The 18,995-nt window shown below is 48.3% G+C and carries 20 protein-coding genes; 14 read left to right on the plus strand and 6 right to left on the minus strand.

Translation table 11 applies throughout. From position 1 onward, the window contains the following. The first annotated feature begins 1 nt into the window (after position 1). From ABNT28_RS05115 to speB, 3 genes are read left to right on the plus strand one after another with little or no spacing between them, the layout of a single operon-like run. Positions 2-850, plus strand: coding sequence for an ABC transporter permease subunit (locus tag ABNT28_RS05115; RefSeq protein ID WP_332925264.1), 849 nt, complete (start codon positions 2-4; stop codon positions 848-850). Beyond that, positions 847-1,659: an ABC transporter permease subunit gene (locus ABNT28_RS05120; protein ID WP_332925263.1), complete on the plus strand. Its 813-nt coding sequence runs from the start codon at positions 847-849 to the stop codon at positions 1,657-1,659. Before ABNT28_RS05115 ends, ABNT28_RS05120 begins: the two co-directional genes overlap by 4 nt. A 45-nt stretch (positions 1,660-1,704) precedes the next feature. Continuing rightward, on the plus strand, positions 1,705-2,676 hold the full coding sequence (gene speB / locus ABNT28_RS05125; RefSeq protein ID WP_332925262.1) for an agmatinase: 972 nt from the start codon (positions 1,705-1,707) through the stop codon (positions 2,674-2,676). Positions 2,677-2,718: 42 nt separating this feature from the next. On the opposite strand, the gene ABNT28_RS05130 is transcribed toward speB, so the two are convergent. Then, positions 2,719-3,999, minus strand: a complete 1,281-nt coding sequence (locus ABNT28_RS05130; protein WP_348721119.1) for an FAD-binding oxidoreductase — start codon at positions 3,997-3,999, stop codon at positions 2,719-2,721. A gap of 176 nt (positions 4,000-4,175) precedes the next feature. Here ABNT28_RS05130 and ABNT28_RS05135 point away from each other — a divergent pair, with 176 nt between their 5' ends. From ABNT28_RS05135 to pyrC, 3 genes are all read left to right on the plus strand, one after another. Then, positions 4,176-5,546 (plus strand): aspartate aminotransferase family protein, encoded by a 1,371-nt coding sequence (locus tag ABNT28_RS05135; protein ID WP_332925260.1) that lies wholly within the window; start codon positions 4,176-4,178, stop codon positions 5,544-5,546. Between the two features lie 55 nt (positions 5,547-5,601). Further along, a complete protein-coding gene (locus ABNT28_RS05140) occupies positions 5,602-6,942 on the plus strand; it encodes a glutamine synthetase family protein (protein ID WP_348721120.1) in 1,341 nt (446 codons plus the stop codon). Between the two features lie 73 nt (positions 6,943-7,015). Then, on the plus strand, positions 7,016-8,065 hold the full coding sequence (gene pyrC / locus ABNT28_RS05145; protein ID WP_332924053.1) for a dihydroorotase: 1,050 nt from the start codon (positions 7,016-7,018) through the stop codon (positions 8,063-8,065). A 12-nt stretch (positions 8,066-8,077) separates the two neighbouring features. Here pyrC and ABNT28_RS05150 read toward each other — a convergent pair whose 3' ends face one another. After that, the gene (locus ABNT28_RS05150; RefSeq protein ID WP_332924052.1) at positions 8,078-8,989 is read right to left on the minus strand and encodes a DMT family transporter; all 912 of its coding nucleotides are present in this window, start codon (positions 8,987-8,989) and stop codon (positions 8,078-8,080) included. A gap of 134 nt (positions 8,990-9,123) precedes the next feature. On the opposite strand from ABNT28_RS05150, the gene ABNT28_RS05155 reads away from it, so the two are divergent. From ABNT28_RS05155 to ABNT28_RS05180, 6 genes are read left to right on the plus strand one after another with little or no spacing between them, the layout of a single operon-like run. Beyond that, positions 9,124-9,918 carry a CmcJ/NvfI family oxidoreductase gene (locus ABNT28_RS05155; RefSeq protein ID WP_332924051.1) on the plus strand — a complete coding sequence of 265 codons (795 nt, stop codon included), beginning with the start codon at positions 9,124-9,126 and terminating at the stop codon, positions 9,916-9,918. A 46-nt stretch (positions 9,919-9,964) separates the two neighbouring features. Next, positions 9,965-11,398: a deoxyribodipyrimidine photo-lyase gene (locus ABNT28_RS05160; RefSeq protein WP_332924050.1), complete on the plus strand. Its 1,434-nt coding sequence runs from the start codon at positions 9,965-9,967 to the stop codon at positions 11,396-11,398. 16 nt (positions 11,399-11,414) lie between these two features. Further along, entirely contained in the window at positions 11,415-12,962 is a 1,548-nt protein-coding gene (locus ABNT28_RS05165) for a cryptochrome/photolyase family protein (RefSeq protein ID WP_348721121.1), read from the plus strand. A 19-nt stretch (positions 12,963-12,981) separates the two neighbouring features. Beyond that, the gene (locus tag ABNT28_RS05170) at positions 12,982-13,623 is read left to right on the plus strand and encodes a DUF3833 domain-containing protein (RefSeq protein ID WP_332923682.1); all 642 of its coding nucleotides are present in this window, start codon (positions 12,982-12,984) and stop codon (positions 13,621-13,623) included. Beyond that, positions 13,611-14,198, plus strand: coding sequence for a chalcone isomerase family protein (locus ABNT28_RS05175; RefSeq protein WP_348721122.1), 588 nt, complete (start codon positions 13,611-13,613; stop codon positions 14,196-14,198). Before ABNT28_RS05170 ends, ABNT28_RS05175 begins: the two co-directional genes overlap by 13 nt. After that, entirely contained in the window at positions 14,195-14,752 is a 558-nt protein-coding gene (locus ABNT28_RS05180; protein WP_332923680.1) for a septation protein IspZ, read from the plus strand. Before ABNT28_RS05175 ends, ABNT28_RS05180 begins: the two co-directional genes overlap by 4 nt. On the opposite strand, the gene ABNT28_RS05185 is transcribed toward ABNT28_RS05180, so the two are convergent. Continuing rightward, positions 14,739-15,482 (minus strand): SDR family NAD(P)-dependent oxidoreductase, encoded by a 744-nt coding sequence (locus ABNT28_RS05185; RefSeq protein WP_348721123.1) that lies wholly within the window; start codon positions 15,480-15,482, stop codon positions 14,739-14,741. The two genes, ABNT28_RS05180 and ABNT28_RS05185, sit on opposite strands and share 14 nt — an antisense overlap. Before the next feature lie 117 nt (positions 15,483-15,599). Between ABNT28_RS05185 and ABNT28_RS05190 the strand changes: the two genes are divergently transcribed. Continuing rightward, the gene (locus ABNT28_RS05190) at positions 15,600-16,073 is read left to right on the plus strand and encodes a hypothetical protein (protein WP_348721124.1); all 474 of its coding nucleotides are present in this window, start codon (positions 15,600-15,602) and stop codon (positions 16,071-16,073) included. Between the two features lie 15 nt (positions 16,074-16,088). Here the strand turns inward: ABNT28_RS05190 and rbsK are convergent, their stop codons facing one another. The 3 genes from rbsK to ung form a co-directional block, all read right to left on the minus strand. Next, positions 16,089-17,009, minus strand: a complete 921-nt coding sequence (gene rbsK, locus ABNT28_RS05195) for a ribokinase (RefSeq protein WP_332923677.1) — start codon at positions 17,007-17,009, stop codon at positions 16,089-16,091. Positions 17,010-17,123: 114 nt separating this feature from the next. Further along, positions 17,124-17,768, minus strand: a complete 645-nt coding sequence (locus ABNT28_RS05200; protein ID WP_332923676.1) for an SGNH/GDSL hydrolase family protein — start codon at positions 17,766-17,768, stop codon at positions 17,124-17,126. Between the two features lie 65 nt (positions 17,769-17,833). Further along, positions 17,834-18,508, minus strand: coding sequence for a uracil-DNA glycosylase (gene ung / locus ABNT28_RS05205; RefSeq protein WP_348721125.1), 675 nt, complete (start codon positions 18,506-18,508; stop codon positions 17,834-17,836). A 224-nt stretch (positions 18,509-18,732) separates the two neighbouring features. Between ung and ABNT28_RS05210 the strand changes: the two genes are divergently transcribed. Beyond that, positions 18,733-18,995, plus strand: a 263-nt coding sequence (locus ABNT28_RS05210) for a LysR family transcriptional regulator (protein ID WP_348721126.1), incomplete at its 3' end; no start/stop codon positions are given.

Raw genomic sequence — 18,995 nt, forward strand, 5'->3', positions numbered from 1 at the left:
CCTGATGCCTTTGGTCGAAACTGTTCAGGTTTCCTTTACCACAGCCCGCCGTAGCGTACCCCCCTATGCCCCTTTATGGGGTTTTGAGGATGGTGCTTTTTTCACGAATTTCAATCTCGAAAATTACGCTTTGCTATTTGAATATTGGCAGGATTATCTGGGGCCAGCAGCGAATTCGGTGCGGCTGGCCTTTTTTGCGACGCTGGTATGTCTGCTGTTTGCCTATCCGATGGCGTGGTGGATTGCGCGGTCAAGCGCACGTATGCGGACAATATTGCTGGTTTTGGTGATGTTACCATTCTGGACCTCAAGCCTGTTGCGGCTTTATGCGCTGATTGGCCTTTTGAACCCCAACGGATTTATCAATAGTGTGCTTATGTATATTGGGCTGATTGATCAGCCGATTGGCATGATGCAGACTGATTTTTCGATCTATATGGGCATGGTATTGACCTATTTGCCACTGATGATTTTGCCACTTTACGCAACGATGGTAAGGCTGGATGGTGACTTGATCGAAGCGGCAGCCGATCTTGGTGGATCGCGGTTTCATATCTTTGCCACAGTCATTTTGCCTTTGACCGTGCCAGGTATTATCGCGGGTAGTCTGTTGGTATTTATTCCTGCTGTTGGTGAATTTGTTGTGCCCGCTTTGCTGGGTGGCCCCGATCAGCTGATGATCGGCAAAGTTCTGTGGACCGAGTTTTTCCGCAATCGTGATTGGCCTGTGGCAGCATCGCTTGCCATGCTTCTGATTGCCATTCTGACTGTGCCGATTATCTATGCGCGTTATCAGGATGGCCGTCAGGATGAAGCCGAAGCGCATAAGCTGGGGGACGCATCGTCATGAAACAAGGCATTGGATGGCTATCATTGACAATGGGTGTGCTTGGTTTTGGGCTGTTATATCTGCCCATAACGGTGATGATCGCCTATAGCTTTAATGCTGGTAAGTTGGTGTCAGTCTGGGCAGGCTTTTCAACCAAATGGTATGCCAGCCTGCTACATAATGACCAGTTGCTATCTGCCTTTGGTAAGTCGCTCTGGGTCGCTTTCTGGGCTGCAAATATATCGACTATTTTCGGTATTTTGATTGCCATTGCATTTGTCCGGTTTGGCAATTTTCGCTTTCGTTTAGGGTTAAGTGCGCTGGCAAGTGCGCCTTTGGTTATGCCCGAAGTTGTGACTGGTCTGTCGATGCTGTTGTTGTTTATTGCAATGGAGGCGATGTTTGGCTGGCCATCAGGACGTGGGATCGACACGATCATTATTGCCCATGCCACCTTTGGCATGTGTTTTGCCGCGGTTGTTATTCAGGCGCGGTTGCGCGATTTTGACCAGGCGCTTGAAGATGCCGCCTGTGATCTGGGCGCACGTCAGCCTTTTATCTTTTTATCGATTACCTTGCCGATCATTGCGCCAGCGGTGATCGCGGCATGGCTTTTGGCTTTTACCCTTAGTTTTGATGATCTGGTGATTGCCAGTTTTGTAAGTGGTCCCGGAAGCTCGACCTTGCCGATTGTTGTGTTTGCCAAAGTGCGCCTTGGTGTGACACCTGAAATTAACGCACTTGCAACAATGATGATTGCTGTTGTTGCCATCAGCGTGATTAGTGCCAGTATCATTATGCATCGACGGCTTGCCAATAAAACGGAATAAGGATGCGTTTGGCCAGGCCGATGAATGGATTTACAGGAGCAGACTATGAGTGATGAAAAAGGTGATCAGGCGTTTCGCGTTACCAACGAAACCGAAATGTGGACGGAAATGACCTATGCTGGTGCGCTCAGCTTTTTACGGCGTAAATACAGCCGGTCATTGAACGGTGTAGATGTTGTTGTTAGCGGCATCCCCTATGATAACGCTGTTACCTATCGTTCGGGATGTCGGCTTGGCCCGCGCGCGATACGGGCAGGCGGCGCACAGCTATCCGAGCTAAAGCATTTCCCATATGGCTTTGATCCGTTCGAGACATTGTCGGTGATTGATTATGGAGATTGTTACCTTGATCCGCATATGCCCCTGACGATCTTTGATACAATCGAAGCGCATGCCGATCATATTCTGGCATCAGGTGCCAAGATGCTCAGCCTTGGTGGCGATCATTCGGTTGCCTATCCGTTATTAAAGGCACATGCCAAGATTCATGGCCCCATCACGCTGGTACAATTTGATGCGCATTGTGATACATGGCCGGATGACGGTGTCCGCTTTGATCATGGCACCATGTTTGACCGCGCTGTGAATGAAGGTATCGTTGATGCCAGCACATCAACGCAGGTTGGCTTACGTACCTATAATGACAGCGATTGTGGTTTTGACATTCTGACCAGCCCATGGATTCATCGCAATGGCATTGATGCCGCGATTGAGATTGTGAAAGAACGCGCTGGTCATAATCCAGTCTATCTGTCTTTTGATATTGACGGGCTTGACCCTGCTTTTGCGCCAGGAACAGGTACGCCCGTTTCGGGGGGGCTGGCCAGCTGGCAGGGGATGGAATTCATCCGTGGTCTTGAATCGCTTAATCTTGTAGGTATGGATCTGGTCGAAGTTGCGCCTGCCTATGATCATGCCGAAATAACAGCGATTGCGGCAGCAACAATGGCCTATAACTGGCTTGCGGTTTTGGCCAAAAAGCAAGGTGCGCAAACACATCCGGTTGGGCGACTGTAAAATGTATTTTAAGAGCAAGAATATTGCTCAATCTGGAGCGTTTTAAAGTTTCAGACGGTCACGTAATTTGTACCAAGCCATGCCAAGCGCCAGCGCCGGTGTCCGCAATATGCCGCCGGGAAATGGCAGATGCCTGAGTTGCGTCATCACGTCAAAAACAGCGCCATTGCCGCTGATGGCATCGGCAATGATATGACCTGCCTGTCCAGTCAGGGCAACACCATGCCCCGAAAAGCCCTGTACAAAATAGACATCGTCATTGGTGCGGCCAAAATGCGGAATGCGGTTCACCGTAATGCCGATCTTGCCTGACCATATCCGGTCAAGATCAACACCAGATAGCATTGGGAAAACAGCTTCCATACGGCGACGCAGATCATGCTCTAAATTGCCAATCTGCACATTGGTATAGCTGGCGCGCCCGCCAAAGATCATGCGGCCATTCGCATCAATCCGGTAATAATTAAGCGCGGCATTACAATCGGCAACGGCTACGCCAGTGGGTAACAGTGCCTTTATCATATTGTCGGATAACGGTTTGGTTGCCAGAATTGATGAGGTCACATGTGCCAGCCTATGGCGCATCGGTGACGGTGCCAGATCGCCAAGATAGGCATTGCCGCACAGGACAATTATGTTAGGCAGGATGGTCTTGCCATCATCTGTGGTGAGGGATTTTTCTGGCTTTGTAACAATGCTGGTGATGGGTGTGTTTTCAAATATGCGCACGCCAGCCGCCTGTGCCGCAATGGCCAGCCCAAGCAGATATTTCAACGGCTGGATATGACCACAACCGCTGTCATGCAAGGCACCAACATAGGCGTTCGAACCGATATGCTTTGCAAGCGAAGCAGGGCTATCAAGGCGGGTAAAATGATTATAACCGCGCGCTTCCCATTCATTTTGCATGATGTCCAGATCGCGCATTTGCCCTTTATGCAAGGCCGCGTGCAGATAACCGAAACGTAAATCGCAATCAATTTTGTATTTTGCAACATTCCGTTTCAGCAGATCAACTGCGCCCATCCCCGCGTTCCATGCAAGATCGGCATCGCTTGATGATAGTTGGCGGCTGATATGATGAAAATCATTTGGCCAACCCTGACATACATGGCCACCATTTCGCCCTGAACCGCCAGTTCCCAGTTCCTGAGCTTCAAATAATGCAACATCATAGCCGCGTTCGGCTAATGTCAATGCTGTCGAAATACCGGTCAAACCACCACCAATAATGGCAATGTCGCACGTTAGATCCGTATCTAGCCGCGGATTGACGTTGCGCGTCCCAATTTCATCTGCATAGATCGAGTCAAGTACGGTCATGTAGGATAGGACCTTGTGAAATTTGTTAAGCTCTTATGATTGCTTATGAATTTTATCCAGCGTAATGTTATTCTAACGTAATCCGGGCACTAAGGTGAAAGCAAGTCTCCAAGTCGTATTGTGTCAGTACCTGGTGAGAGATTATGTGACATCTATAACATGAATTCAGGTGACTGATGAAACAGGATAATTTGACTTCCGGCATGTGGCAGCAGATGGATGCGGCGCACCATCTTGCACCATTTACCGATTATGCCGAAATTCGCGAACATGGCGCGCGCGTTATCACCCATGCCGATGGCCATTATATATATGATAGCGATGGCAACCGCATTTTTGATGCGATGGCAGGCCTATGGTGTGTGAATGTTGGTTATGGTCAGCAAAGCCTAGTTGATGCGGCAACCGAACAAATGCGTAAACTTCCCTATTATAATAATTTTTTTAAGACGACAAACCAGCCAGTTGCGGCCTTGTCAAAACGACTTGCCGAGATTACGCCAGCTGGCTTGAATAATGTGTTTTATGCAAATTCGGGGTCTGAGGCGAATGATACGATCATTCGTATGGTGCGGCATTTCTGGGCGCTGGAGGGCATGCCTGCAAAGCGCAAGATCATTGGGCGCACCTATGGTTATCATGGCAGCACGATCATGGCCGCAAGTATGGGCGGCATGGTGGATATGCACCGTCAGGCCGCCGATCAACCCGATTTTGAACATATTCGCCCGCCCTATGCCTTTTTATATCAGGGTAATAGTAACGAGGCTGAATTTGCCGCCCATTCGGCATCCTTGCTAGAAGACAAGATTGTCGAAGTCGGTGCGGAGAATGTTGCGGCCTTTATTGCCGAACCCATTCAGGGCGCGGGTGGTGTGATTATTCCGCCTGCAGGTTATTTTGATCATATTCAGGCTATCTGTAAGCGGCATGATATTCTGTTTATCGTGGATGAGGTCATTACCGGCTTTGGGCGGACAGGTCATTGGTTTGCCAGTCAGGCCATGGGTCTTGTACCCGATATGATGACGCTGGCCAAAGGCCTGACGTCGGGTTATGTGCCAATGTCGGCGGTTATGGTTGGTGATCGTGTCGCGTCACGACTGATCGCCGATGGTGGTGAATTCTATCATGGCTTTACCTATTCGGGGCATCCGGTGGCATCGGCGGTGGCGCTTGCCAATCTTGATCTTATTGAAGAGCTGGGTCTGGTACCGCGTGTTCGTGATGAAACGGGGCCTTATCTAGCGTCTGCTTTGGCACGGCTTGCCGATCATCCGATTGTGGGCGAGGTGCGTTCTTATGGGCTGCTTGGTGCAATCGAGCTAGTCAAAAGCAAAGACGGTCCGACGATGTTTGAAGAGGTTGGCAAGGCTGGTGCGCTGTGCCGTGATCATGCGATTGCGCATGGGATGATGATGCGGGCTGTGCGTGATGGCATGATTATGTCACCGCCACTGACTTTTACCACACAGGATATTGACAAGATGGTCAATATCGCCACCCTTGCATTGGACAAAACCGCTGAAGATCTGGGAATCAGCTGATCAAGCACAATTTGAAATGATATGCGGCAGACAAAATTAGATCGCAGGAGATCTTATGAGTTTTGACATGAAAAAATGGCTGAAAGAACAGTCAATCACCGAAGTAGAATGTCTGGTAAGTGATATTTCTGGTATTCCGCGGGGTAAAATTCTGCCTGTTCAGAAATTTGTTTCGGCTCTGGAAACGGGTGGGTTGCGCTTGCCTGAATATGTATTTGGGCAGTCAGTGACAGGTGAATATCACGATAGCGAAGTTCTCAATGAAATTGGTAGCGATGTCATTCTGATCCCAGATCAATCAACCTGTCGGCTTGTGCCATGGTATAGTGAGCCAACAGCGCAGGTGATTCATGATGCTGCTAATACCGATGGAGATGAGGTCGCCTTTGCGCCGCGTGCGGTGCTCAAGAATGTGATGAACCTGTTTGACAAGGCAGGTCTAAAACCGGTTATTGCACCTGAGCTGGAATTTTTTCTGGTCGAACAAAGCGCTGATGCGAATAACCCGCTGGTTACCCCAACAGGGCGTTCGGGGCGCGCTGAAAAGGCCAAACAGGCCTATGGGATTGATGCGGTTAACGAATTTGATCCGCTTTTTGAAGAAATCTATGACCATTGCGAAGCGCAGGGGCTTGATGTTGATACGCTGAGCCATGAATCGGGTGCCGCCCAGATGGAAATAAATTTCAATCATGGCGATGCTTTGGAGTTGGCAGATCAGGCGTTTCTGTTCAAACGTACGGTGCGCCAGACCGCACTTAATCACAATGTTCACGCAACCTTTATGGCCAAGCCGATGCAGGATCAGCCAGGCAGTTCGATGCATATTCATAGCTCAATCAAGAACAAGAAAACGGGCAAGAATATTTTTGTGAATGATGACGGGTCAGATAGTGACGCCTTTTATTATGCGCTGGCTGGCATGCAACGTTATCTGGTTGGCGCCATGGCCTTGATGGCACCTTATGTAAATTCATATAGGCGCCGAACAGGTGCCGAGGACTCGCCAGCGAATTTGGCATGGGGTGTTGATAACCGTACTGTTGGCTTGCGTGTTCCATTTGGCGAACAGGCCAATCGGCGGATCGAAAACCGTATTCCCGGTGCTGATGCAAATCCATATCTGGCGATCGCCGCGACGCTGGCATCTATATGGCTTGGTTTGCAGGAAGAAAGGCGGCCGACAAAGCCGCGTAATGTGAGTGGTGAGGGGCTTGAAACGCTGCCCAAAAATCTTGACGTAGCACTTGATGTGCTGGAAAAGGCCAAGGCATTGCATCCAGTGCTTGGTGAAGAATTTGTCAAATTATTCGTCGAGGTCAAACGTGCCGAAGCTGATGAATTCTTGGAAGTTATCAGCCCGTGGGAACGTGAATATCTATTGCTGAATGTCTAGCGTTAAGGGCATCCAGCCACAATGTTGGATCGATATTTATTAAGCATATGTCTAGTTAAGTGAGCCATTTACCATGCAGACCAAATTGACAATCCGCCGCCCTGATGACTGGCATTTACATCTGCGCGATGGTGATATGCTACAGGCGGTGATCGCGGATACAACACGGCATTTTGGCCGCGCGATCATTATGCCCAATCTGGTGCCGCCTGTGGTGACAGCAAAAGATGCTGCGGCCTATCGTGATCGTATTATGGCGGCGTGTCCGCTTCATGCTGATTTTGCACCATTGATGACGCTCTATCTGACAGAAACAACCAATCCAGATGATGTGGCGTTGGCGGCTGAGGCTGGCCTTGTGCATGCGGTTAAATTATATCCAGCAGGGGCAACAACCAATTCGGCGTCGGGTGTACGTGACTTTGACAAGGTGATGCCGGTATTGGAACGCATGGCCGACATTGGCTTGCCATTATGTGTGCATGGTGAGGTAACTGATAAAGAAGTCGATATATTTGATCGCGAGGCGGTTTTCATTGAACGTGTTCTATCGCCACTTCGGGCACGAGTGCCGACATTGCGTGTCGTGCTTGAGCATGTGACGACAAGTGAAGGCGTCGATTATGTGACTGATGGTGGCGATAATATTGCCGCAACAATCACGACACATCATTTGTTCATCAACCGTAATGACATTCTGGTTGGCGGGATACGTCCACATAATTATTGTTTGCCTGTTGCCAAGCGGGAAACGCACCGTCGCGCGCTTATTGCGGCTGCCACCTCAGGCTCGGCTTCATTCTTTCTGGGGACGGATAGCGCGCCGCATCTGGATGCTGCCAAATTATCAGCATGCGGATGTGCTGGCATCTATACCGCGCCGAATACGATGTCATGTCTTGCACATATTTTTGAACAGGCAGACGCGCTGGCGCATCTTGAGGCTTTTGCGTCGTTGAATGGTCCAGCCTTTTATCAGCTGGCACCCAATGATACGTATATTAATCTGATACGCCGTGATGATCCGGTGATATATCCAGATGCACGTAAGACACCCGAAGGCAATGTTACGATTTTTGACTGTGGCGTGCCGCTATATTGGGATGTCGAAACGGCTGATTAGGCTATGAAACGCCTATAGTTTGCTTTCTTTGATGCCGTGATTAGGCCGCAATGATCTATGTGCCTGTGATTCACGATGCGTTATATAGGCAGTTGATAGAAAAATTACGGCGCCACCTATCCATGTCCAAATATCTGGGACTTCGCTGAAGATAAACCAAGCAATCAACGCGGCAAAAGGTAGTTTTATAAATTCGAGATGCTGCAAGCTGGTTATTTCGACAAGCACACAAGCGCGGGTAAAACATATATGTGCAATTGTTGCCGCCAAAGTCAGGCTGATCAGAAGATACCATCCATACATATCGGGCCATTGCCAGACGAAGAAGGCCGGCACAAATGATATTGGTGCCTGAATAGCAACCATCCACATAACAATGGCATTTACAGACTCGGTTTCAGTCATCTTTTTGACCAACAGGCTGGCGCCTGCAACAGATAAAGCGCCAACCAATGCAAGCATGGCACCAACTGATATATCGCTAATGCCAGGTTGTAAGATTAGTAATGTTCCACAAAAACCGACAATGATTGCGATGATCCGCCGAATGCGGATGACCTCGCCCAGAAACATAGCTGCGCCAAGGGTAATAAAAAGTGGGCAGGTAAAATTGAGTGCTGTGGCTTCGGCAAGGGGAATTAAGGTCACGGCGGTAAATCCGGCAGCCATACCCACAAAATTAATCATGCCTCGATATATAAACAGGCTTGGACGTACCATTTTGATCGTCTTTATGCCGGATCGCATAATCAGAGGTAAAAGGATTAACGCACCAAGGAAGTTACGGAAAAACACCACTTCCATAACCGGAATCACTTGTGACGCCAGCCGAATAAATACCCCCATGACCGTGAATAGCAACATGGCCACAAGCATCAGCAATGTTGCCTGCCATTCGGTTGATAGTCTGTTAAATGCGTGCATCAATGCCCGCCTTCTGAAGGGGTGTATTTGTATGGAAACTATATTCTAATCTTAATTGCTACTTTGACAAAGCGATTACCTATGGTGAAGATAGATAGGTTTTAACGTTATGTCTGGAATTTGATGTGGAACGGATGTCAGTAATAGCCCCGTTGCAATATATTGCGTCACGCGAGTCAGTAGCAGAATTTGTTGCATCACAGGCAGGCGGAGTGGCCGCAACGCATCCTGGCGAATATAATATCGTCGATGTCGAAATTGCGAATGGGCGGGGTCATAATTTTCATATTGATCGCGAAGGGTTTCAGCTTGTCGCCCAGCCTAGTGCCGTCAGTGATTTTTATGATGATCTGTTGGTCAATGACATTTACGAAGCCGAAGTCAAGGATCTGGTGCGCACAGTCACGGGCGCGGATCAGGTGCATATTTTCGATCATACACGCCGGGCAGCATCAGACAATTTACGTAAAGCAGTCAAGTCGCGAGAACCAGCATCAGTTATCCATAATGATTATACAGACTTTTCAGCACCGCAAAGGCTTCGTGATCTTTTGCCTGATCAGGCTGAAGCCCGGCTTCAGAAACGCTTTGCGATTGTTAATGTATGGCGATCAATCGTTGGTTCGGTTGAAACCTTTCCAATGGCCTTTTGCGACTCAACAAGTGTTGCCATTGACGATCTGGTGCCAATAAAACGGCTTTCAAGTGATCGCATTGGCGAAATTCAATATGCCTTGCACAATCCCAAACATTGCTGGTTTTACTTTCCGGCAATGACGATGAATGAGGTAGCATTGATCAAAACCTATGACTCGGCAACTGATGGCAGGGCGCGCTTTACAATCCATAGTGCTTTTGATGATCCATCAGCCGCCGCCGATGCCGCGCCGCGCCAAAGTATCGAGACACGTTGTTTCGTATTCTTTTGATCTTACATATTAGACGTGTTCATACGGGTTTTAGAAAAGAGTTACTATGGCGTCATCTATCAATATTCACTGGTTTCGACAAGATTTACGGCTGGCAGATAATCCGTCTCTGGTTGCCGCGGTGCAGGCTGGTGATGTTCTGCCGTTATTTATTCTTGATGATGATAATGCTGGTGAGCATAAAACAGGTGCGGCTGGACGATGGTGGCTTCATCATGCGTTGACGGCGCTGAACAAATCGCTGGATGGCAACTTATGTGTGATGCGCGGTGACCCTGTTGATATTATTCCCAAGCTTGTTGCCAAGGTTGGTGCATCGGGTGTGTTCTGGAACCGTTGTTATGAGCCATGGCGCATAGCCCGCGACAAAGTTCTGAAAACAAATCTGACAAATAACAATATTCAGGTTGAAAGTTTTAATGGATCTTTATTATGGGAACCGTGGACAGTTTTAAAAGGAGATGGCACGCCGTATCGTGTCTTTACACCATTTTATCGGCGCGGATGCCTTAATGCGGCACCACCCCGTTTACCGCTGGCCAAACCCGAGACCATGAAGCTGGTTCCCGTACCTGACCAGTCATTGTCGATTGATGCGCTTGGTCTGCTTCCTGATCGTGATTGGGGATTGAAAATGGCACCCCATTGGCAGATTGGTGAGGCGGCAGCGTTAGCCCGGCTTTATGATTTTATCGATGCCGGGCTGAAAGGCTATAAGGATGGCCGCAATTTTCCAGCACGTCCAAACACGTCACGGCTTTCAGCACATTTGCATTGGGGCGAAATATCGCCCAATATGGCCTGGTATGCGGCAATCGAAACGCGCGATCAGGCTGGTTTTGACAATGATATAGATGTGTTTTTATCCGAGCTTGGCTGGCGTGAATTTTCGCATTCACTGCTGTATCATTTTCCGCATTTGCCACGGCAAAATCTGCAATCAAAATTTGATAACTTCCCGTGGCAAAGCAATGACAAAAACCTGCGTGCCTGGCAACAGGGACAAACAGGTTATCCAATCATTGATGCTGGTATGCGCGAGCTATGGGAAACAGGCTATATGCATAATCGCGTGCGGATGATTGTCGGATCATTTCTGGTCAAGAATTTACTATTACATTGGCATCATGGCGAAGCGTGGTTCTGGGATTGTCTTGTTGATGCCGACCTTGCCAATAACAGTGCTGGTTGGCAATGGATTGCCGGTTGTGGTGCTGATGCGGCACCTTATTTCCGGGTGTTCAATCCGATAACGCAAGGTACAAAATTTGATGCTGATGGCAGTTATACACGCCGCTTTGTGCCTGAACTGGCGAATTTGCCAAACAAGTACTTATTTAGCCCATGGGAAGCGCCCGCATTAGAATTACAGGTGGCTGGTATAACGCTTGGCAAGGACTATCCAAAGCCCATTGTTGATGTAAAGCAATCGCGTGAAGCGGCGCTGGCTGCTTTTGCCACGACGCGGGTGATTTCATGAATATGGGAGCTTCATGATGGAGGGTATTAAAGGCGCGCTTCGTTTGGTTCTGGCTGACCAGCTGACGCATGATCTTGCCAGCTTGCGTGATATTCATGTGGCTAATGATGTCGTGATGTTGTGTGAGGTGCAGGATGAAGTCACCTATGTCCGGCATCATAAGCGCAAGGTCGCTTTCCTGTTTTCGGCAATGCGCCATTTTGCCGAGGAATTACGCCAAAAAGGTATCAGGGTACATTATGTGACGCTTGATGATCCTGAGAATGCTGGCAGTTTTACCGGTGAATTTGGGCGGGCGGTTACGTTATTTGCCCCAGACAGAGTCATTCTGACCGCACCAGGTGAATATCGTGTCCGCGCGGCTATGGATGAATGGCGGCAGGTGCTGGATGTTGATGTCGAGATACGCGATGATGACCGGTTTCTATGTACGCATGACGAATTCAGTATCTGGGCTGAAGGGCGTAAGCAGCTACGCATGGATTTTTTCTATCGGGACATGCGGCGGCGTTTTGATATTTTGATGCAAGGTGATGCCCCGATTGGTGGTAAATGGAATTATGATGCCGACAACCGTGAATCGCCTGATTTAACGCAGGCTGTGCCAACACCATATCGCTGCCCGCCAGATGATATAACCAAAGATGTTTTGGTGCTTGTGGCCGCACGATGCGCGGATCATTTTGGCAGTCTGGATGATTTTGATTTTGCCGTAACGCGCACAGATGCGCTTGCGGTGCTGGCAAAATTTATTGATGAACGCTTGCCATTATTTGGCAAGTTTCAAGATGCGATGATCGAGGATGAGCCATGGATGTATCACAGCCATATTGGTTTTTACCTCAATGCAGGATTATTGACGCCGCTGGAAGTTATCAAAGCAGTCGAACAGGCGTATCATGATGGCATCGCGCCACTGAATTCGGTTGAAGGATTCATCCGCCAGATTTTAGGATGGCGGGAATTCATACGAGGCATTTACTGGCTGAAAATGCCTGGCTATGCGGCATTAAATTATCTTGAGGCTAAACGGGCGTTACCAGAATTTTTCTGGACTGGTGACACGCGGATGAACTGCATGCAGCAGTCGATTGCCCAAACCGAGCGTTATGCCTATGCACATCACATTCAGCGGTTAATGGTGCTTGGAAACTTTGCTCTGCTGGCTGGACTTGACCCCGTTATGGTCAATGAATGGTATCTTGTTGTGTATGCCGATGCCTATGAATGGGTGGAATTGCCCAATGTGTCAGGCATGGTATTGTTTGCCGATGGCGGCTATTTGGCCAGCAAACCCTATGCCGCGGGGGGTGCCTATATTAACCGGATGTCAAACTATTGTAAAAATTGTGCGTATAAGGTGACAGCGAAGACAGGCAAGGATGCCTGTCCGTTTAATTATCTATATTGGGATTTTCTGGGGCGGAATCGTGAAAAATTAGGGCATAATGCACGCCTTGGCATGATGTATCGCAGTTTTGATAAAATGGCTGACGAAAAGGTCATGCAGATTAAAGCTGATGCCGAAGCCTTTTTTGCCAATCTTGATAATGGTGTCGTTTAGAGTGTGGGAGGATAAAGAGATGCGTCGTAAAAAGGGACGATTTACAGGATTTATGAGTACGCTGTTGAAGCTGGTTTGTACGCTTGCGATCATGGGAACGGCCATGGTGGGACTGTCATCCTGTGCGCGAAAGGATGTTGCCGAATTTGCTGATCGACAACCAGCATTTATGCTGGAGCAGTTTTTTGCGGGGCAAACAGTTGCCTATGGTATTTTTGAAGACCGTTTTGGTAATGTACGCCGCCAATTTCGTGTCAATCTGGATGGTCGGCTTGATGGTGACAATCTGATCCTTGATGAAGATTTTCTATATGATGATGGCGAGCGTGCCAAACGCATATGGACAATAGCCAATAGCGGACAGAATGCGGCTGGGCACTATCAATATCAGGGCACAGCAGATGACATTACTGGTACCGCATCAGGTGTTGTGGCTGGTAATACGATGAACTGGTCATATGATGTTGTGCTGAATATGTCAGGTCAGGATGTCGAGGTGCATTTTGATGACTGGATTTACAAACAGGATGAAGAGGTTGCGATCAACCGTGCCTATATCAGTAAATACGGAATTGAAATTGGATCGGTCACAATCGTGTTTCTGCGCGGTCAAGCTGCCGCCGCTGTTGGCCCGCTGGATCTTTCACAATGGCCAGAATGACGTCAAAAGTGACTCACGCACTGCTTAGCTTTGTCGTTACCAATGTCTGGCGTGTCATGCGTCTTAGTATGTTTGTGACCGTGATGCTGGCATCAATGACAATGGCGTTGGCCGAACCTTGGGCGGGGCTGGTGCCTGATGCTGAGATTGTTGGCAAAGCCCGTTTTAAGGTGTTTCTGTTTAAAGTCTATGACGCCACATTATTTGCTCCGCAAGGCCGCTTTAACCCAGAAGGCGCATTTGCGTTGCGGTTAAGTTATCTGGTGGATGCCTCAAAAGAGCAAATTGTTAAACGATCGCTGATCGAAATGGAACGCCAGACAAAGGCAGATGAAGCGCAATTAAAAATCTGGAAGACATTTCTGGATGCAAGTTTTCGTGATTTGAACGATGGCGAAAGTGCAACAGCTATCCATAATAACGACGGTAGCATTACCTTTTATTTGAATGATGTTGAGGGCGAAACGATCAACGATGCTGATTTTGCCGATGCCTTTTTGAATATTTGGCTTTCTGACAAGGCTAGTGATCTGGATTTTAGCCGCACCTTGCGTGGTCTGGATGATCAATCATGAGGCTTGGCGCGTTTTTATTTGAAGTTCTGCCTTTGCTTGGTTTTTTCATTGGATATGGTTTTTATGGATTATTCGCCGCAGCGATTATTTCTGTTGGGTTGGGCGCGCTGGTATTGCTTGTGGCCTGGTTACAAGAACGGCGTTTTGCCCGCTTTCCGCTTTTTTCATTACTGCTATCGGCGGGCTTTACATGGGCGGCAATAGCGCTTGATGCTGACATTTTTATCAAGATACAGCCGACCTTGTTCAATGGATTGTTTGCAGCCGTTTTGCTAGGTGGGCTTTTGATGCGCCGCGCCATGATGCGCGAATTCTTTAAACATCAATTTGCGCTTGATGACGCAACATGGTTTACACTCAGCCTGCGGTGGGGATTGTTTTTCCTTGTCCTTGCTTTAGTAAATGAATATGTCTGGCGTAGTTTTGACGAGGCTGATTGGGTATTCTACAAAACGTTTATTGCGGCACCTGCAAGCGCGTTATTCATGCTAGCGCAATTGCCAATTACCTTGCGCGGTCTTGCCAATGCGCGTGCCGAAACTAGTAATCAATAGGCGCGCCATCATAGGCAAAAAAACCACCACTATCGTCTGGGCCAAGCCCATCCATTACACGCCACAGACATTCTGCACTATGCGCCGCGGTGAATAATTTATCGGCTGGCACATGCGCCTGAAACGGTTTTGACAAGGCGGTATCTACAGTGCCTGGATGCAAGGTGGCAACACAGGCATAAGGGTTGTAACGTGCCAGTTCGATCGACATTGTGCGCAGTAACTGGTTTTGCGCAGCCTTGCTGGCGCGATAGGCATACCAGCCACCAAGTCGGTTATCTGAAATTGACCCAACGCGTGCAGATAGACTGGCAAAAACTGTTGGATGTTCACTTTTGATAAGTGGCCATAATGCCTTGCCAAGTAAAACCGGTCCCATGGCATTAATCTGATAAGCATAAAGCATGGCGGCGCTATCAAGGTCAGCGATCCGTTTTTCCGGGCTGACTTTGGGGTCACGTAAAACGCCTGCCACCGAAATTACACGGTCAAGCTGGTTGGTATGTTTGGCTGCTTCTATTCCCGCTTTGGTAATACTGTCAGGATCCAGATAATCCATTGCAATCCAGGTGATGTTTGCAGATGGCGGTAGTTGTTTATAGCCGTCACTATCCTCGGGAATGCGGGCGGTGAGGAACATATGCCAGTCATCACCTTGCTGTGATGCCAAGGCATGTTTGGCAAAAGCAAGGCCGATGCCACGTCCTGCACCTTGAATGAAAATTTTCATAAAACTCTTTTCTATTAATTATTGGCAATAGATAGCATAAGCCAAATATTGCATTTTGGTAAAATCCTCCCCATCTCATAATGAGGGGGACATAGTTGAAATGGGAATATTGTGCTTATGATCAAGTTTTTCAGACTATTTCTTTTCATTATTTTTGGCTATTTCAGCATGATGATATCGGCAAGTGCTAACGACGTTGTTATGCCAGATCCCGATATTGCGCCGCTGGAAGTTGTTGATATTCAACTAACCGGGTTACAGAATAATGATAATCCCAAAAGTGATTTTGGCATTCGCCAGACATGGGCTTTTGCGCATCCGGTCAATCGGCGTATGACCGGGCCATATCCGCGTTTTGCCCAGATGATACGAAGCCCGTCTTATATCGAGATGATTGACCATGCTACCCATTCTATCACTTTGGGCAAGCAAGGCGAGGGCTGGCGGCAATTTGATGTGCTGATGGAAACCAAGGGCGGCAATGTTCTGTTCTTTTCATGGGTTGTTGAAAAGGTAACTGATGGTGAATATCAAGATTGCTGGATGACAACGGCGGTATCAGCGCCCAGCCCCGCAGGGCAAGGTAGTTAGTCAATTTATCAATTGTTACCCTTGTGCCAGCCGTGCGTTAATTTCGTCGCGGCTTGGCATTGAGTTGGCGGCCCCAGCACGTGTTACCGAAATGCCAGCCGCTGCGCATCCGAATCTGACAGCTTCAACAGGCACCATGCCTTCAGCTATAGCGGCTGCAAAACTGCCGTTAAAGGAATCACCAGCACCTGTGGTTTCAATTACCTTGCCCGAAGGCATGGCAGGCATATGTTGTGTGGTGTCAGCGTCGTGATAAAGGGCGCCATTTTCTCCAAGTGTGATGATGGCAGCGCCTGCACCAGCCTTACGCAAAGCTTTGGCGGCGGTGATTGCGCTTTCAACCGAGGTGACTTTGACACCCGTCAGGCCTTCGGCTTCGGTTTCATTTGGAGTGACATAATCGCATAAGGCCAACATGCCTGCTGGCAGGTCGGCGGCTGGTGCCGGATTGAGCAATGTGCAAACGCCATTCTTCCGTGCCATTGCCAAACCATACATGGCCGCATCAAGCGGCTGTTCCAGCTGGGTAATGAATATATCGGCATCGGCAATTAGCTTTGCATTGCGGTCAATGTCGCTATTATCAATCTCGCCAGCAACGCCCGGGGTAACAATAATCGCATTATTGCCAGAGTCGGCTTCGATGAAAATGCAGGCGGCACCTGTGTAGCTGTTATCATGCTGTGTGATTGCAGGTATCACGCCAGCTTGTTGCCATATATCGAGTGCCATATCGGCAAAAGTATCCTTGCCAAGCCGGGTGATCATATGTGCATTGGCGCCAGCCTTTGCCGCAGCAACTGCCTGATTTGATCCTTTGCCACCAGGGCTGAGATTGAAACTTTCCCCTAAAATGGTTTCACCAATAAGCGGTATGCGTTTGGCGCGATAGGCTGTATCGGCTACAAAAATACCAAGAATAACAATGGATGACATAATGGTTCCCCCATAATAGATGCTCTGAATGGATACGTTGAATGGATGCCCTGAATTGATGATGGCGTCTAATCCCCGTTGAAGCTAGCCTGTCCAATAGGGTGACACAATCAATTAGCCAAACAATTCACGTACCGCTTGAGCCATCGCGTGACCAAGCGTGATATGGCTTTCAGCATCAAAATGCACACCATCAATTGGCGATACGGCAATATGTGCGCCTGCATCAAAATAAGGAACATTATGCTGTCTGGCTATATTGGCAATGGTACCAGAAAGCGCATTTGCATTTTCAATGCTACCTTCAAACACGTCGGCAAGACAGCCAGCCTGAATGACGGGTGGCGGGCTAACCAGTAAAATATCGGGCGCGCGCTGGTCAATGCCAGACGGTGAAGCCTTGATGATTTCAACAATCTTGCCAATTGCCAAAGCAATTTCAGTAGCATTTACGCCAAATCGATGCTGCAAATCATTGGTGCCCAGCATTATCACAATAACATCAAGCGGGCGATGTGTTTCCAGCAAGGCAGGCAACATGCGGATGCCATTTTTATGAATGCCACCGATAGGATCATCATGGACAGTTGTGCGCCCGGGATGACCTTCTTCGATAATAGTCCAGCCCGGGGCAAGCTGAGTTCGCATAACTGATGGCCAGCGCACATCGGGTTCAAACCGGCCTTGAGATGACATGCTATCCATTGGTGGCGTGCCATGCGTGTTACTGTCGCCAAAACAAAGCAAAGTGCGGGTCATGAATCTGTACCTTTTACAAATATATATTTTCTAGTCTTATCAATCTATCTATGCGCGTCAAATATCTAGCTTTCGTTAATGTTCCAATCAATAGCGGTTTGTCCATGCGCTTTGAGATAACTATTTGTGCGCGAAAAAGGGCGGCTACCAAAGAACCCATTATAGGCTGAAAGTGGTGATGGATGTGCTGCGGTCACAATAAGATGGCGACTGGCATCTATCGCATGGCCTTTTTCGGCGGCTTTGCGTCCCCATAGGATAAAAACCAGATGTTCGCGGATTTCGGCTAGCTGGCTGATGGCGGCATCGGTAAATGCTTCCCAGCCTTTGCCTTGATGTGAGCCTGCTTTGCCATTTTCGACTGTCAGACAGTTATTCAGCAAAAGCACGCCTTGATGTGCCCAGCTTTCCAGATTGCCATGTACAGGTGCGGGACAGCCAATATCGGAAACAAGCTCTTTGAAAATATTACGTAATGATGGGGGTATCTTAACGCCATCTGGTACCGAAAAACTTAACCCATGCGCCTGTCCGGGGCCGTGATAGGGATCCTGTCCGATAATAACGACTTTGACCGCATTAAAGGGCGTCAGAGTAAAAGCCGTAAAAATAGATTCTGGGGGTGGATATATGTGTCTGCCTTTGGCGCGTTCGGCATCCAGAAATCCAGATAGTTGTGACATCTGTTTGCCATCCATGATTTTGCCAAGATGGTGATGCCAGCTTTGCTCAATATGCATGAGATACCCTTTTTTCCACCAATGTCATTGCAAATAAATTAGCACATTACCAAGCAGAGCACAGGGTTAAGGCTTTACATAAACAATAATCAATGGGGGATACGCCATGAGAGGGGGGAGGTCTCTCATGGCTGCTTATATTTAATTGTTGCGAGCGTTAGAAAGAAGACAAGATTTGTGAAAATATAATTATGAAATTTAGAAAAATAATATAGAGTTTACTTATGAGTCAGATTGAAGAAATACGCGCATTTGTAACTGTTGTTGAAACGGGAAGCCTTACACAGGCGAGCGAACGGCTTGGTATTGCCGTTTCTGCGGTCAGTCGCCGGCTGAAAGATTTAGAGCTTCGCCTTGGCGCGCCACTGATTCAGCGTTCGACGCGCCGTATGTATTTGAACGAAACAGGCCAGAGATTTTTTAATCGCTGTCGAACCATCCTTGACGAGCTGGAAGCGGCTCAGCAGGAAGTTCAGAATACAGGCGG

Origin of the sequence: uncultured Candidatus Puniceispirillum sp. (genome assembly GCF_963979125.1) — a bacterium.
Classification (GTDB): Bacteria; Pseudomonadota; Alphaproteobacteria; order Puniceispirillales; family Puniceispirillaceae; genus Puniceispirillum.

Coding starts and splice junctions, on each gene's coding strand:
- ABNT28_RS05155 (WP_332924051.1), top strand. CDS start 9,124: ATGTCAGTAATAGCCCCGTTGCAATATATTGCGTCACGCGAGTCAGTA.
- speB (WP_332925262.1), top strand. CDS start 1,705: ATGAGTGATGAAAAAGGTGATCAGGCGTTTCGCGTTACCAACGAAACC.
- rbsK (WP_332923677.1), bottom strand. CDS start 17,009: ATGTCATCCATTGTTATTCTTGGTATTTTTGTAGCCGATACAGCCTAT.
- ABNT28_RS05140 (WP_348721120.1), top strand. CDS start 5,602: ATGAGTTTTGACATGAAAAAATGGCTGAAAGAACAGTCAATCACCGAA.
- ABNT28_RS05170 (WP_332923682.1), top strand. CDS start 12,982: ATGCGTCGTAAAAAGGGACGATTTACAGGATTTATGAGTACGCTGTTG.
- ABNT28_RS05200 (WP_332923676.1), bottom strand. CDS start 17,768: ATGACCCGCACTTTGCTTTGTTTTGGCGACAGTAACACGCATGGCACG.
- ABNT28_RS05185 (WP_348721123.1), bottom strand. CDS start 15,482: ATGAAAATTTTCATTCAAGGTGCAGGACGTGGCATCGGCCTTGCTTTT.
- ung (WP_348721125.1), bottom strand. CDS start 18,508: ATGCATATTGAGCAAAGCTGGCATCACCATCTTGGCAAAATCATGGAT.
- ABNT28_RS05160 (WP_332924050.1), top strand. CDS start 9,965: ATGGCGTCATCTATCAATATTCACTGGTTTCGACAAGATTTACGGCTG.
- ABNT28_RS05150 (WP_332924052.1), bottom strand. CDS start 8,989: ATGCACGCATTTAACAGACTATCAACCGAATGGCAGGCAACATTGCTG.
- ABNT28_RS05135 (WP_332925260.1), top strand. CDS start 4,176: ATGAAACAGGATAATTTGACTTCCGGCATGTGGCAGCAGATGGATGCG.
- ABNT28_RS05130 (WP_348721119.1), bottom strand. CDS start 3,999: ATGACCGTACTTGACTCGATCTATGCAGATGAAATTGGGACGCGCAAC.
- pyrC (WP_332924053.1), top strand. CDS start 7,016: ATGCAGACCAAATTGACAATCCGCCGCCCTGATGACTGGCATTTACAT.
- ABNT28_RS05165 (WP_348721121.1), top strand. CDS start 11,415: ATGGAGGGTATTAAAGGCGCGCTTCGTTTGGTTCTGGCTGACCAGCTG.
- ABNT28_RS05120 (WP_332925263.1), top strand. CDS start 847: ATGAAACAAGGCATTGGATGGCTATCATTGACAATGGGTGTGCTTGGT.
- ABNT28_RS05180 (WP_332923680.1), top strand. CDS start 14,195: ATGAGGCTTGGCGCGTTTTTATTTGAAGTTCTGCCTTTGCTTGGTTTT.
- ABNT28_RS05175 (WP_348721122.1), top strand. CDS start 13,611: ATGGCCAGAATGACGTCAAAAGTGACTCACGCACTGCTTAGCTTTGTC.
- ABNT28_RS05190 (WP_348721124.1), top strand. CDS start 15,600: ATGATCAAGTTTTTCAGACTATTTCTTTTCATTATTTTTGGCTATTTC.